Consider the following 13,935-nt stretch of genomic DNA (forward strand, 5'->3'; position numbering starts at 1 on the left):
AGATCATTCCGCGTCTTTTTTCCTGTTCAATTTCCAGGCAGTAAAACCTAAATAAACCATGCTGCCCCTCGCCCCGCCTTTTTTCAGCAGACCATTCACATTACTGAACCCTAAGAAAACCGGCCCGAAGTGCCCGACAGCGCCAATGGATGGCCTATTGTTTCCCTTAATAAATGAAATCGGGAAGGAAAAATCGGAATCTTCGTCCTCAAATCTGGGTGTGATTGTAAATGCTTCGAGCTGGTAAGTGTCCAGATATTCGCCGCTTCTGCGTTTGTAGGGTTTTGTTTTAGATAAATTCAGGAAAAAACCTTTTACCAATTGAATATCTGCTTCTAAATGAAGGGCTTGTGGAAGCTGTATTGTTTTCTGGAATGTTGTGTCGCGCTCAGACGGGAACAGCGTCATGAAACCTTCCGGTCCTTTGTCACTTACGTTCTCCAATTCTTTTTGGCCCACAACAGCTTGTGCTTCACGTCCCGAACTCACTTTGCTGCGATTTGTTTTGTAACGGATAGAACCCACATCTGTCAATGATCCCGAAAGCCGCACCAGATATTCCGGGCTTTCGTCGAAAACCTCTTTTGATTTACCCCAATAAGCGCCGAGCTCGTAAGAAAAACCCAGATCATAACCCCAGCCAGAGCCATATTGATCCGAATTAAAGAGGTTGGAAATGCGCATTTTCTTATTTGGGTTGCTATATCCGCTTTCGAAAGCGAAGTTTTGGATAGCCAGTTCGCTCGTGTCATCCACACCAGACAGCGGGCGAATGCTGTAACGATCGGCAGAACCATTCAAATAGCCAATCCTGGCACCAAAAACGCGCTTTCCGGTAATGCCGAGGCGTAATTTGTGCGCGTCAAAATCGAGTAACTGCACCCCATAGGAGACACTTACATCCGAAAAGCTTTGCTGTACCAGATTAAAATCGCCCCACGGCTGGTCGGTTGGTGGCGTGCTGCCGGTGTCTAGTCTGTGAAAATATAATGTCTGGATCGGGTCGGGGAGGTTATTGCCTTGCACAAATCCTCTCGTCCTGAATTGCAATGCGAGTCCCTGATATTTACCAAGGGCGATCATTGCGGAAGGCCAGCGAATTTCACTGACTGTATAAACCGGGTCGTCGTTTAGCAGAGATCCTGTTGTCCGGGAGCGGCCGTAGAGTTCTTTGGTTGAATGCGGGATCAGCAGCGGATACAAAAGGGAATTTTCCCCTACGAAATTAAAATATCGGTAATTAATGCTCCCGCCCAATGTTCCAATGTTGATCTGCCACTTGTGTTTGGGCCCTCCGAGGACTGAGGGGTTGCGCGTGGCCCTGTACAAGCCTCCATAGTTGCTTAATTCCAGGCCCGGAATCTGCTGAGCGTAAACCGCTTGTGATAAAATGCAAAGGAATAGTGCGAAGGTAAGGACTGTTTTTTTCAATGTTGAGTTTTGTTAGTCAAGGATAATTTTCCCGTATGGTCATACCGGATCGTTTCCTCTTTGATCAATTGTTGTAATGTTAGTAAAAATTCCTTTTCGGGAATGTTCTCAAATGCTTTGCCGAGCTCATTCGGCGTTACCGGGCCATTTTGCTCTAAAAAAGAGGCCAGCACGGTTTCAAGTTCGGGATTTTGAACCAGCTCATTTTTCTTGTTTTGAATGCAAATGTCACAAACTCCACATGCTTCTGCATCAAATTCATTGAAATATTCCAATAAAAGCAAAGTCCGGCAGATGCGGGTGTGGGATGCATAATGTGCCACAGCGCGCGCCTTTTTAATGTCGCGGTCTTTTTTCTTATCTATTTCAAAAACATTAAGCGGTAATAATGCTGCATCATATCGCGGCGTCAGGAATGTGAGCTGCGGTTTGCTTTTTCTGGGTTCATAGTCAATGATTTCGCGCTCGTGCATGAATTTGAGCTTCTTCACAACCTCATTTTCCGGCGCAAAATAGACCTGGCTCAGTTCATTTTCCGAGATCCGCACATATTCCGTAAACAATTCCCCGCCATACATCCTCAGAATTACCTTGATAAACGAATCCATTTCCTGGTAACGTATCTGAAAATCGTATAATTGCCGGTTATCGACCAGAAAATGGATTTTTGAAGCATCATTAAAACTCTCGCTCAGTTGCAGAAAACCTTCTTCTTCAAGTAGTTTCAGCGCATAATGCGTCTCATTTACGGCGAGACCGAAAATTCCGGTAAACTCCTGAATATCAAAATCAAAACTTGCAAATTCGCCTCCGCCCACAGCCAGTTTGTAATAATTGGCAACAGCCTGGTAAACCCTTTTCAGAACTTCTATCGGCGGATATTTTCGCTCTACACTTTCAGAAAGCTCTTCTAAATCAATTTTGGTAAACAGCGCCACGGCATAAGCCTTTTGCTCGTCCCGGCCGGCCCGGCCAGCTTCCTGGTAATAAGCTTCAAGGTTATCCGGAAGATCAAAATGGACCACCGCGCGCACATCCGGCTTGTCAATCCCCATCCCGAATGCATTGGTAGCAACCACAACCCTGACCTGATTTTTAATCCAAGCCGTCTGGCGGTCGCTGCGCTCACGGAAGGGTAGGCCAGCGTGATAATTTTGTGCGCTAATGCCTTGTCTGTTAAGCCAATCGGCCAGTTCCTTCGTGCGCTTGCGCGTCCGTACATATACGATCGCAGTTCCTGAGACATTCTTCAGAATTTGCAGCAGTTTGCGCTCTTTATTTTCCTCAGAAAAAGCGGAATAGGAAAGGTTTGCGCGTGCAAAGGATTGTTTGAAAACACGCGCATTGCGCATTTCGAGTTTTTCAAGAATGTCAGCCCTTACTTCTTCGGTCGCAGTTGCAGTGAGCGCCATTACAGGAACATCCCGACGTTTTCCGGCGGGCGATGGAACTCCGGCGATTATTTTCCGGAAATCCGAAATCAAAAGATATGCCGGCCTGAAATCATAGCCCCAGGCAGAAATGCAATGCGCCTCATCAATGGCAAGCAGACAAACATTCATTTGCTTCACCCGGGCAACCATAATGTCGGTCCGTAACCTTTCGGGAGAGACGTACAAAAATTTTGTGTGACCGTGTATGCAATTGTCGAGCGTTATATCGATCTCATTTTTGCTCATGCCGGAATGTATCGCCGCCGCCGAAACGGACCGGCGTTTAAGCTGCTCCACCTGATCTTTCATCAATGCAATGAGCGGTGTTACCACAATGCAAACGCCCTCCATAGCAAGCACAGGAACCTGAAAACACACAGACTTGCCACCGCCTGTCGGGAGCAGGACGAGCGTATCGATGCCATTAAGGACTGTTTTGATCGCATCCTCCTGAAAAGGGCGGAAAGTGTCGTAACCCCAATATTGCTTCAGGATAGCATGAAGATCAGTCATCAGAGTTAAATTCTAGTGCGCAGCAAATGAAATGCAAAGTAATGGTAAAATGTTACCTTTGCCAATGTAATTCTTAATGATACTCCATGCGCACGCTTATCTTCTTTGTTAGTGTTTTAATGCTTTCAGGTTGCTCGGTATCCCATTATTTAAAACGAGAATTAAAGAATTCTACAGTCCTTAGTCAGCAGCATACGGGCGTTTCGATTCAGAAGCTGGGGGAGAAAAAAGAGCTGGCGGCTTATCAAAGCAACAAATATTACAACCCCGCATCCAACACCAAATTATTCACTTACTACGCAGGATTATGTGCCCTTGGCGATTCAATTCCTGGCCTCGAATATCTGGAATGGGGTGAATTGCTCATCATCCGCGGCACTGGTGACCCCTCACTTTTGCATCCGGATTTGCCCAAAAGCAAGGTTTTTGAATTTCTGAAAAACAGAAAAGAACCGATCTTTTTCACACCTTATAATTTCGAAAACAAACGCTTTGGCACGGGTTGGGCGTGGAGCGATTATAATGATTATTATCAAGCGGAAATTTCTCCTTTGCCGGTTTACGGTAACATTGCCCGTTTTTCTGCAAATACACTAACCGGCAATGCTGCTAAGGAGGTAGAATCTGACGAGTTAACTCCCGGAACTCAGGCAAAGGCTGTTAAAAGGTTTCAGGTTTCTCCCGCATTCTGGGACAAAGCCACTGTTTTCGATACAACGGTTTCGGGCATTGAGCGGGACGAAATGCAGAATCTGTTCCGTCATTCACAATTAGGTGTGCCGCAAGGGCTTATCCAGGACGTTCCCGTGCGGATGTCGGATGCCGTTACGGTGCAATTGCTGAGCGATACATTGAAAAAGGAGATCAAACTAATCAACATTCCGCTGGAAATCGAGCTGCAAAAGGTGAACAGCATTCCGTCTGATTCGCTTTATAAAAGAATGATGCAGGTGAGCGATAACATGCTGGCGGAACAACTCATGCTGCTCTACGCGTCGGCAAATGGTCTGCCATTGAATACAGAAAAGGCCATAGCACACGCTATTGAGCACCATATGGGCGATATGCCGGATAAGCTGGTTTGGAAGGATGGCTCAGGATTAAGCCGATATAATCTTTTTACACCGAGAACAATCTCAGCATTGCTTCAAAAAATCCATCAGAAAGTGCCGCAGGAAAAGTTGTTTAAGATTTTGCCAGCCGGCGGCAAATCCGGCACGTTAAGCAACCAGTTCAAAGGCGAGAAGCCATTTGTATTTGCCAAAACAGGCAGTTTTAGTAACAATTACAACATTAGTGGTTATCTGATCACCAGGAAGGGGAAAACGCTGGTTTTTAGTTTTATGAACAACAATTTCACCCGTCCCGGCAGTGAAATCAGAAAAGAAGTGGAACGTATCCTGAACGGATTGCACGACAAATTTTGAAGTTAATCAACCTCGGTCCAGGTCTTTCCGGTGCAGTAAATCTTATTTTGCCCGTTTTTCCGGATTAACAGGAAGATAGAATAATTCCCGGGCTCAATGGTAGCCAGGTGAAAAGTGGCGAAAGCTCCCTTATTAAAATACATTCCCCGGCGAATGGTCGTTTTCAGGGGCACCGCGGATTGATTGGGCGGTGCTGTATAAACGTGGTCTTTTGATTTTAAAATCACATAAGCGCCATCTGAATAATCTTTCACCGGTTTGAAAAAATCCTGTTCAAAATTAATGGCCAGATAATCTCCCGACCTTGCGATCAGATCAGGGCTATATATGCTGTCGCAAGCGATATTATTCAACTCCGCTCTTGGGTTCCAGCCTTCGGCCAGTGGGTCCGCGGAGTTGTAATAAGCCCTGATTTTCTCAAAATGTTTTTGGTCCATAGAAAACATGCGGATACCCAGCCAATCCGCATTATAGCGTGCATTAAATTCCTGGGTAACGGCGGAACGGCGGTAATTTACGGCTTCTGCAAAGTTGCCGTGCAGTATCACCAAATTCAAAACAATGGCCGACACCAGCAAAACAGGAGATAAACGCAGCCTCGCGTGATGACTTCTCAGGCTCAGAAACGCAAAATACAATGCAATGCAGCACATGGTAGAATACATCCGGTAACGTCCTTTGAACATGCCCGCAAAGGTATCGGTAGGAATGCGTTTATAGGTTAGCGCAAGCGTGGTAATGCCAATGAAAATAAGGATAGCAAGCGCAAATATGGCTGTCCGGTTGGTGTATTTTGATCTTAACCAGGCAGCATTCCAAAGGGGCAAAATCTGTTTTTGGTATAAAAATATGAATGCGATCACCAACAGCATTCCGAACGCGGAGGCAATGTACATTGCCGATAATGGAATGCTATAAGCGCTTAATGTGGCAATGGAGCCAATAAAACCGAATAATCCGAAAAAGCCTTCCTTAACTTGCTGCGGATTGGAAAAGCTGAGATTTTGGGTGATGGGTGTGAAGTCGAGGAAGTAAATGAGCGCGATTAATGCAGTGAAAAGCACGGTGGTGAAAAACTGGTTCCGGCGGCCGGTAATCAGGAACATCAGCGCGATAACCGGAAAAACCATTAAGCCATTTCCATAGGTAAATGTGGCCGCCGTAGCGAAAATCAAGCTGATAAAAACCTGCTTGGGATGATAGGCAGCAAAGTAAAGCGCAGATAACACAAACAATATCACCCCGAAATTACAAAGCGAGCTAACTCCCCAAAAGATGTTTTCGTAAGACTGAATGTTAAACCAAAGCCACATGACCGGCACAAAATACCAGATTGAAATGTGCAGCTTTTGAAATGCTTTGTAAAAAATAAATGCGCACAATCCCCAGCAAATGTTGGCCACGATCATTAACCAGACGAGGTTAACGCGGCCAAAAAGATCATAGAAAAGAAGGATGACCGAACGGGAAAAAACTAGGCGGTGCTCGGGAAATAATGTGGTCAGCAATTGCCAGCGTTCGGGCCAGGTTGCCTTTTCAAACTCAGGAATAATGCCGAAAACAAGAATGTCGTCGAAGGCTACGTAATTGACATTCAGTGCAATAGATTTAAAAACCCAGATATAAATGATAATGGGAGCAATACACAACAAAAATGCCAGCCAGATCTTATTCCGGACAAAGCCTAGGAGAGTCAAAAACATATTTCAATTCATTCGTGCCGGGAATCCAGCACGCTAATTAAGCAGGTGAATGAGGATTTTCCACCATCCGGGACTTTAATTTTCCGTTTCCTCTTCTGTTGAGGCACGTGGATCCTTGGTGTAATCGTAAAGCAGTTTGCCCTTTTCATCCCATTCCCGGAGCACAAATGGCTCAAATTCTTCATCCCAGCCCGACTTCGGATATTGGATCTCCTTCTTGCGCTGACGTTTGAATTGATAATATTCAACCCAGCGACCGATCTTGGCACCGCCATCGTACTTGCCGCTCACTGCCAACTGGCCTTCTTTATAAAATTGCAGATATTCACCCTCAACCTGCCCGAACATCACTGGCAACACCTCTTTGACCTGGCTGTGCGCTGAGTCATAATAAGTAATGCGTGATTCCGCAGGGAAGCCTTGCTCCCAAACCGACTTGTCGATCAGATTGAACTTCGTATCGTATTTCACCCAGCGGCCATCCTTTACGCCCATGTAGTAAAAACCTTCCTCTATCAGATTTTCTCCGCTGTATTTCTTGTAAGAGCCGTGAAGCGGCAATGCTTGTTCCTTGTCCTTGATGAGGGCGGAGCTCAATTTTTTGCCTTTTTTGTCGTACCAGCGCGTGTTGGCCCCAAGGACATATTGGTTCAAGGGTTTGTATTCTTTCAAAACATGAAAATATTCAACCGTTGCGCGGTCGCCACTTCCGTATTTTACAGACATGCTTTGCATAGGTATGCCTTCATATTGCACCTTTGCAAGCTTGGCTTTCTCTTTTTTGCTCTTGCGATCCTTCTTCTGGCTTTTATACTCTTTAACCTTCAAACCAAGGTCCGGAATAGTCTCGCCAAATAATGTTGTCAGGCTCGTAGGCTTTCCATTGGTACCAGGGACCGATGTGCCCATAACAGGGTCCAGGCCTGAAACAAAGGATTTAAGTCCTTTGGAACGGTTAACCGTATCTTTTTTGACAGTTTCTTTCGGCAGCCAGGCAGGTGTCTCTGTGCTCTGTTCCGATTGCCCCGATGCCGTTTCTGCCATTATAAGAGCGAAAAGGCACCATAAAAGAATGATTCTTTGCATGTGTATTGAATTTTTCTTCAGAGCAAGATTGTTACTTTTGTAACGAATTGATTATTTCTATATTGATTATCAACGCACAAATTTAAAAAAACGCAGTGGAAAAAAGTGCTAAAATTTATATTGCCGGACATCGCGGGATGGTAGGCTCTGCCATTCATCGGAAATTGGTTAAGGAAGGGTTCGATAATTTCCTGCTCAAAACCTCTTCTGAGCTCGATCTGCGTGATCAGAGTGCGGTCAGAAACTTTTTTGAAACCGAACGTCCTGAGTATGTTTTTCTGGCGGCGGCGAAAGTGGGCGGCATTATGGCCAACAACATTTACAGGGCCGAATTTTTGCATGATAATTTATTAATCCAAAATAATGTCATAGACAGCGCATACCGGACGAATGCCAAAAAACTGATGTTTCTGGGATCAAGCTGCATTTATCCGAAACTGGCGCCGCAGCCGCTTCATGAAGATTCGCTGTTAACCGGGCTTTTGGAACCTACCAACGAACCTTATGCCATTGCCAAAATTGCCGGAATCAAAATGTGTGAAGCCTATCGCGCACAATATGGGTGCAATTTCATCTCCGTAATGCCTACGAATCTTTACGGCCCGAATGATAATTACGATCTGAACAACTCCCACGTGCTGCCGGCCATGATCCGCAAATTTCACGAGGCGAAGGAAGAGAACAAGCCGTTTGTGGAGCTTTGGGGCACGGGATCGCCGTTGAGGGAGTTTTTGCATGCTGATGACCTTGCAGATGCGTGTTATTTCTTAATGCAAAACTATGACGAACCTGGTTTCCTGAATGTCGGAGTAGGCGTAGATGTGTCCATTAAGGCACTCGCCGAAATGATCCAGCGTGTAACCGGTTATACGGGAGAAATTCATTGGAATACCGATAAGCCCGACGGCACGCCACGTAAATTAATGGATGTGAGCAAACTGCACGCGCTTGGCTGGAAACACCGCGTCGAATTGGAGGATGGAATAGCGGTTACTTACCAGGATTTTCTCCAAAAAATCGAAACTTACGCAGTGTAAACGAATTGAATACTAGAAGTTACAATTGGTAAAAGCCTAATATTTCAAAACTAAATTCTGTTTTCGCCTACGATAATTCTATTTTTTGACAAATTTTCAGTATATAATTGTAAGATTCTTCGGGAAACTAATTAGTTTTGCAGCGTCCTAAAAAAGGCGCAATATAAAACCTTAGTCATAGAGAAATGTCGGCCATTATTAAGTTAGACCAGATAGACCGTAAAGTACTGGAGATCTTACAAACGAACGCAAAAATAACCAACGCACAACTGTCCAAAGAAATAGGCTTATCGCCTGCACCCACTTTGGAGCGTGTCAAAAAATTAGAGCAATCAGGAATTATCAAAAGCTATCATGCGCAATTGGAGCCGGAAAAAGTAGGCTTGGGCGTAAGCACATTTGTACAAATTTCCCTGGTTGGGCACAGAAAAGCAGTCACAGAGTCTTTTGTTGAAAAGATACACGCGATTCCAGAAGTGATTGAATGTCATCACATTACCGGAACAGGAGATTTTCTTCTTCGTGTGATTTCAAAAGACATCAGCACATATCAGAAATTGATGCTTGAAAAAATAAATGAAATTGAAGAAGTAGCCAGCACACAGACAATGGTGATTCTTTCAACATTTAAAGAAAGCAAAGTATTGCCGATCCCTTGATGGGTTTTACTAAGCCATCAAATAAAAAACGCCAGACTTCAAAATCTGGCGTTTTTTATTTGGTATATAAATGACTTTTATTGGTGTTGCTCGCGCAGCAGATCATTCACCGTTTTTACCGGATTGAATGTGATCAGGGGTACTTCTACAAACAATGTGTTCCAATCGGCCATTGCGCCGTTCCATAATCCAGGCAATTCCTGCGCTTTCAGCTCCTTACCGTCTTTCGATTTTCCGGTAATGAAGCCCGTTAATGGATCACGGAATTTTTTCAGATCGTACAATTCGCCTTTGCTATTTTTCACAGCGCATACCAGATCCACAGGATTAAAGTGTGTTGAGTTCTTGAAAATGCTGTTTTGAGACTCGTCATCCACATCCACCTGCGCCGATTCTACAATTTGCAATGATGACGAACCATCTGCATTCTCAGCCCAAAACGGCCCGCCGCCCGGTTCTCCCTGGTTTTTAACCATTCCGCAAGCACGCAAAGGCCGGTCCAGCTTTTTCTGAAAATAAATGGCTTTCTGATCATCCGACCAGGAATCAAGGTCAGCAGGAGGCACCACACAAAGTTCTGTCTTGAAAAAAGCGTCCAATTCGCTTAGCAATGCCGGATTCGCCTGATTTTTCAGTTTTTCAAGATAGGCGAAAATGCGTTTTTGGTAACTTAATACAATTCCAGCCAATGCTTTCTTATATGTAATGGTGTCCTGCTTAATGCGGTCAGGAACAACATTGTCAATGTTTTTGATAAAGATAATGTCCGCATCCAACTGTCCTAAGTTATCCAGCAATGCGCCGTGACCTGCCGGGCGGAACAATAAGCTGTCGTCTTTTTCACGGAAGGGCGTGTTGTCGAGGTTAACGGCAATGGTATCCGTTGAGCTTTTTTGTTCCGAAAACGAAACAATGTAGCGCACGCCAAATTCGCTTTGGTAAGTCGGCAGCACTTCTACAACCAGTTTTTCAAACTTATCGCGGTGCTCGGGCGAAACCGTGAAATGGATCTGGACATTGCTTCCTGCATTGGCATATTTTGCGCCTTCTACCAAATGTTCCTCTAATGGCGTTCTCGAACGTTCTGCGTAATTGTGAAATTTGAGCAAGCCTTTTGGCAATTCTCCGTAGCCTAATCCTTTGTTAGTCAGGAAATAGGAAGCAATGGTTTTTTCATCCGCTGTTTCGATGTTGTTGCCATCCGCAGCCAGGGACGTTTTCAAATCCTCATAGAATGCGAAGTCTTTTAATTTGGTAAAAAACTCTTCAACAGATTTGTCCTTTTTATCATCCTGCAAAAATCCAAAAAGGGATTTGAACATTCTTGTCGCTGCGCCGGAAGCAGGGACAAACTTCAAGAGTGCAATTTCTCCGTCCGAAGCACTTTTATCAAATTCACTGATTACTGTCGCAATTTGGTCGTCGGTCAGGCGGATAATGCCGTCGCCAACGGTGGCAGCCTTTGAAAGTTGGAGGAAGGGGAATCCGTTTACAAAATAATTGACTTGTTCTTCTACTGTGGCAATATCGCTTCCGCGTTCTTGTATTTGTATAATGTCTTTTTCAATAAACATATTCATGTTGTTTAATGGTGAAGTTTTAGGGTAATTTTTAGTTTTTAGAAGTGTAGTGAGGGAGATAAAACATTAAAGCTGCCGACAAACGTACTATAATCATGCTAAGCGATTTATTTCAAAATCCGGAGCTTTGCGAAGCTTAGCAGTAAAGTTTTCTCTCCGACAAGATTAAAATTAACGGTTGCCTTGCGGTCTGTGCCATTCACGTCCATCCTCGTTACTTCTCCGAAACCAAACTTCAAATGTTCCACTTTGTCTCCTTCTTTGAGGTCAAATGTGTCGGTGGGTACAAAATCTTCGGACGGCGTATGCGAAACTGTCGTGCTGGATGGGGTCGGAGCGGGTTTTCTTTGGGTTAAATTTCGGGCAAAGGACGTTACAGGACTCACGCTATCCCGCGTAGGCGCTCCGTGAAGCATGTTGGAAACATTCAGGAAATGCGGATCAACTTCGAGCAGGAAACGGCTCGGCTCGCACATTTTCAATCGTCCCCATTGATAACGGCTTTCTGCGTAGGAGAAAGAAAGTTTCTTTTCGGCCCGGGTGATAGCCACGTAAAACAGCCTTCTTTCTTCTTCCAGGTCTTGGCGGCTTTCGAGCATCATCTGGCTTGGGAAAAGGTCTTCTTCCAATCCTACAATAAATACATTCCGGAATTCCAGGCCTTTCGCAGAGTGAATGGTCATCATTGTCACGCGGTCGTTATCATTATTATCGTCCGGCTCGTCGGCGTTCGTTAATAAGGAAACAGATTGAAGGAAAGCGCTTAATGTTTTGTCCTCGGTTTCTTCGTTATCCACAAATTCCTTGATCCCGTTCAGCAACTCCTGGACGTTTTCGTAGCGCGAAAGCCCTTCCACCGTTTTGTCTTCATACAATTCCCGCAAAATTCCGGAGGTTTTGGCAATGTGAGCCGCAACCTCATAAGCGTCTTTGCCTTCTTCGACCATGATTTTAAAGCTTTTGATCAAAGTCGCGAACTGCTCAATCGGCGTAATGGTCCTGCCGCTGGCATATTTTCCAATGTTAGCAACCACTTCCCAGATCGCAATGCTGTTTTCAGACGCTGCAACAGCAATTTTTGCCACCGTTCCGTCGCCTATTCCTCTTTTGGGGAGATTTATGATGCGTTTGAATGCTTCTTCATCGCGCTGGTTCACGGTAAAACGCAGGTAAGCAAGCAAGTCTTTGATTTCTTTTCTTTGATAAAAAGATTGTCCGCCGATGATCCGGTATTTTATTCCAAGCTTACGAAGCGCTTCTTCAAAGGACCTGGATTGCGCATTGGTCCTATATAGGATAGCAAAATTTTCATTTCGCAGCGCTTTCGACATTTTCTCTTCAAAAATTGCTGTCGCAATCAGCCTGCCTTCTTCGTTATCCGATCCAGCTTTTATGACATCTATTAATGAACCTTCCTCATTATCTGTAAATGTCCGTTTTTCGAGCTGCGCCTTATTACGGGCAATAACTGAATTGGCAGCATTCACAATTGTGCTCGTTGAGCGGTAATTCTGTTCGAGCTTGATGACCCTCACATCCGGGAAGTCCTTTTCGAAGTTGAGGATGTTTTCAATGTTAGCCCCGCGGAATGCGTAAATGCTTTGTGCATCGTCACCAACAACTACGATGTTCCGGTGAACCGCCGAAAGTTTTCTGGTAATTAAATATTGTGAGACGTTCGTATCCTGAAACTCATCCACCATCACATGCTGGAATTTGTGCTGATACTTATATAGTACATCAGGAAAATCGCGGAAAAGGACATTCGTATTAAAGAGCAGGTCGTCAAAATCCATCGCATTCGCCTGAAAGCAGCGCATTACATATGTTTTATACAACCTGCCGATCTCTTTCATCTTCGCCGCTTCGTCATCCGCCTGGATCGCCGGGTTGGCCAGATAGTCATCTGCTGAAACAAGCCGGTTTTTCGCACCGGAAATCCGATTGAAAACCACATTAGCCTTATAAACCTTATCATCGAGATTGTATTCCTTTATAATGCTCCGCAAAAGCGACTTGGAATCATCTGTATCGTAGATTGAAAAATCGCTTGTATATCCCAGGTAACGCGCTTCAATCCGCAGGATCTTCGCAAAAACCGAGTGGAATGTGCCCATCCAGATGTTTCTCGCCTCCGTCCCAACCGCTCCTTCGATCCGGTGACGCATTTCGCCCGAAGCCTTATTGGTAAAAGTCAGCGAAAGAATACGGAAAGGGTCAACGCCATTCTCGATCAAATGCGCAATGCGGTAAGTAAGGACCCTCGTTTTCCCCGAACCTGCACCCGCTATGATCATCAAAGGCCCATCACCATGCAAAACCGCCTCGCGTTGAGGTTCGTTAAGCGTTGACAAATATTCGTTATGATTCAAAATATTATGCTTATCCAATTTATCAATCTAATTACAGCAAAAACCAAAGTTAGGAAAAACCATCAAAAGGATTCTTCCAATGTTTGTTTCATAAAGTTCAAACCGGGCTTTCTAAAATTGTATTGTATACTGAGAACGTCAAAGTAGATTTGACGGTTTATTCCGAACAGACAATTGTAACATTATATATGAATATCGAAGATCAGCCTCTTGAAATGCAATGGGAACATTTGCTGGACAAGCTTGAAGAGTTAATAGGAAAAAAGCCTGGAGATCTCAATGGGGTTTTGTTTCTGGTAGGCGTTCAGGAGCTGGGGCAGGGGGCGAAAAGATTTACAAAGGAGCAAAAGCAGGATCTGATGCATATAGGAATATGTAAGGTTCTTAGTTTGTCATCCTATTATACATTAGAACATATAGACAAGGAAGGCTGGCCACATTACAAATTAGAGCGGGCGCTGCCTATGGGCGACATTTTGAAGCAGGAAGCGCTTTTAAAAATGCATGTCATTGAATACTTTAAAAATATTTGAAAAAACTTTTTAACGGTCGATTCTGATTATGAAGCGGTTAGGAAAAACTTTCAAAAAAGTTGATAAATATTTCTGTCTAGTGCTTGCTTATAAAAAATAAAGCCTGCACTTTTGCACTCCCAATCGGGAACAACGGTTTAGCAGACGGCTAGACAACGAGT

10 protein-coding genes are annotated in these 13,935 nt (G+C 44.5%); 4 read left to right on the plus strand and 6 right to left on the minus strand.

The annotated features are described in order from the left end of the window. Positions 1–3: 3 nt before the first annotated feature. Both L0659_RS26120 and L0659_RS26125 read right to left on the minus strand, forming a co-directional pair. Positions 4–1,431: a DUF5723 family protein gene (locus tag L0659_RS26120; RefSeq protein WP_235129562.1), complete on the minus strand. Its 1,428-nt coding sequence runs from the start codon at positions 1,429–1,431 to the stop codon at positions 4–6. Continuing rightward, on the minus strand, positions 1,428–3,377 hold the full coding sequence (locus tag L0659_RS26125; protein WP_235129563.1) for an ATP-dependent DNA helicase RecQ: 1,950 nt from the start codon (positions 3,375–3,377) through the stop codon (positions 1,428–1,430). Before L0659_RS26125 ends, L0659_RS26120 begins: the two co-directional genes overlap by 4 nt. 86 nt (positions 3,378–3,463) lie before the next feature. Here L0659_RS26125 and dacB point away from each other — a divergent pair, with 86 nt between their 5' ends. Beyond that, complete coding sequence (dacB, locus tag L0659_RS26130; protein WP_235129564.1) at positions 3,464–4,804, plus strand: D-alanyl-D-alanine carboxypeptidase/D-alanyl-D-alanine-endopeptidase; 1,341 nt, start codon at positions 3,464–3,466, stop codon at positions 4,802–4,804. Positions 4,805–4,806: 2 nt separating this feature from the next. Here the strand turns inward: dacB and L0659_RS26135 are convergent, their stop codons facing one another. Both L0659_RS26135 and L0659_RS26140 read right to left on the minus strand, forming a co-directional pair. After that, entirely contained in the window at positions 4,807–6,507 is a 1,701-nt protein-coding gene (locus L0659_RS26135) for a hypothetical protein (RefSeq protein WP_235129565.1), read from the minus strand. 75 nt (positions 6,508–6,582) lie between these two features. Continuing rightward, positions 6,583–7,593 (minus strand): toxin-antitoxin system YwqK family antitoxin, encoded by a 1,011-nt coding sequence (locus L0659_RS26140; protein ID WP_235129566.1) that lies wholly within the window; start codon positions 7,591–7,593, stop codon positions 6,583–6,585. 95 nt (positions 7,594–7,688) lie between these two features. Here L0659_RS26140 and L0659_RS26145 point away from each other — a divergent pair, with 95 nt between their 5' ends. Then, positions 7,689–8,630 (plus strand): GDP-L-fucose synthase, encoded by a 942-nt coding sequence (locus tag L0659_RS26145; RefSeq protein ID WP_310590720.1) that lies wholly within the window; start codon positions 7,689–7,691, stop codon positions 8,628–8,630. A 185-nt stretch (positions 8,631–8,815) separates the two neighbouring features. Further along, the gene (locus tag L0659_RS26150) at positions 8,816–9,289 is read left to right on the plus strand and encodes an Lrp/AsnC family transcriptional regulator (RefSeq protein ID WP_015813234.1); all 474 of its coding nucleotides are present in this window, start codon (positions 8,816–8,818) and stop codon (positions 9,287–9,289) included. A gap of 77 nt (positions 9,290–9,366) precedes the next feature. Here the strand turns inward: L0659_RS26150 and L0659_RS26155 are convergent, their stop codons facing one another. Next, positions 9,367–10,863 carry a DUF4301 family protein gene (locus L0659_RS26155; protein WP_235129567.1) on the minus strand — a complete coding sequence of 499 codons (1,497 nt, stop codon included), beginning with the start codon at positions 10,861–10,863 and terminating at the stop codon, positions 9,367–9,369. A gap of 113 nt (positions 10,864–10,976) precedes the next feature. After that, positions 10,977–13,241 carry an ATP-dependent helicase gene (locus tag L0659_RS26160; protein WP_235129568.1) on the minus strand — a complete coding sequence of 755 codons (2,265 nt, stop codon included), beginning with the start codon at positions 13,239–13,241 and terminating at the stop codon, positions 10,977–10,979. Between the two features lie 188 nt (positions 13,242–13,429). On the opposite strand from L0659_RS26160, the gene L0659_RS26165 reads away from it, so the two are divergent. Then, on the plus strand, positions 13,430–13,774 hold the full coding sequence (locus L0659_RS26165; protein ID WP_235129569.1) for a hypothetical protein: 345 nt from the start codon (positions 13,430–13,432) through the stop codon (positions 13,772–13,774). Positions 13,775–13,935 lie beyond the last annotated feature (161 nt).

This window comes from Dyadobacter sp. CY347 (genome assembly GCF_021502655.1).
Classification (GTDB): Bacteria; Bacteroidota; Bacteroidia; order Cytophagales; family Spirosomataceae; genus Dyadobacter.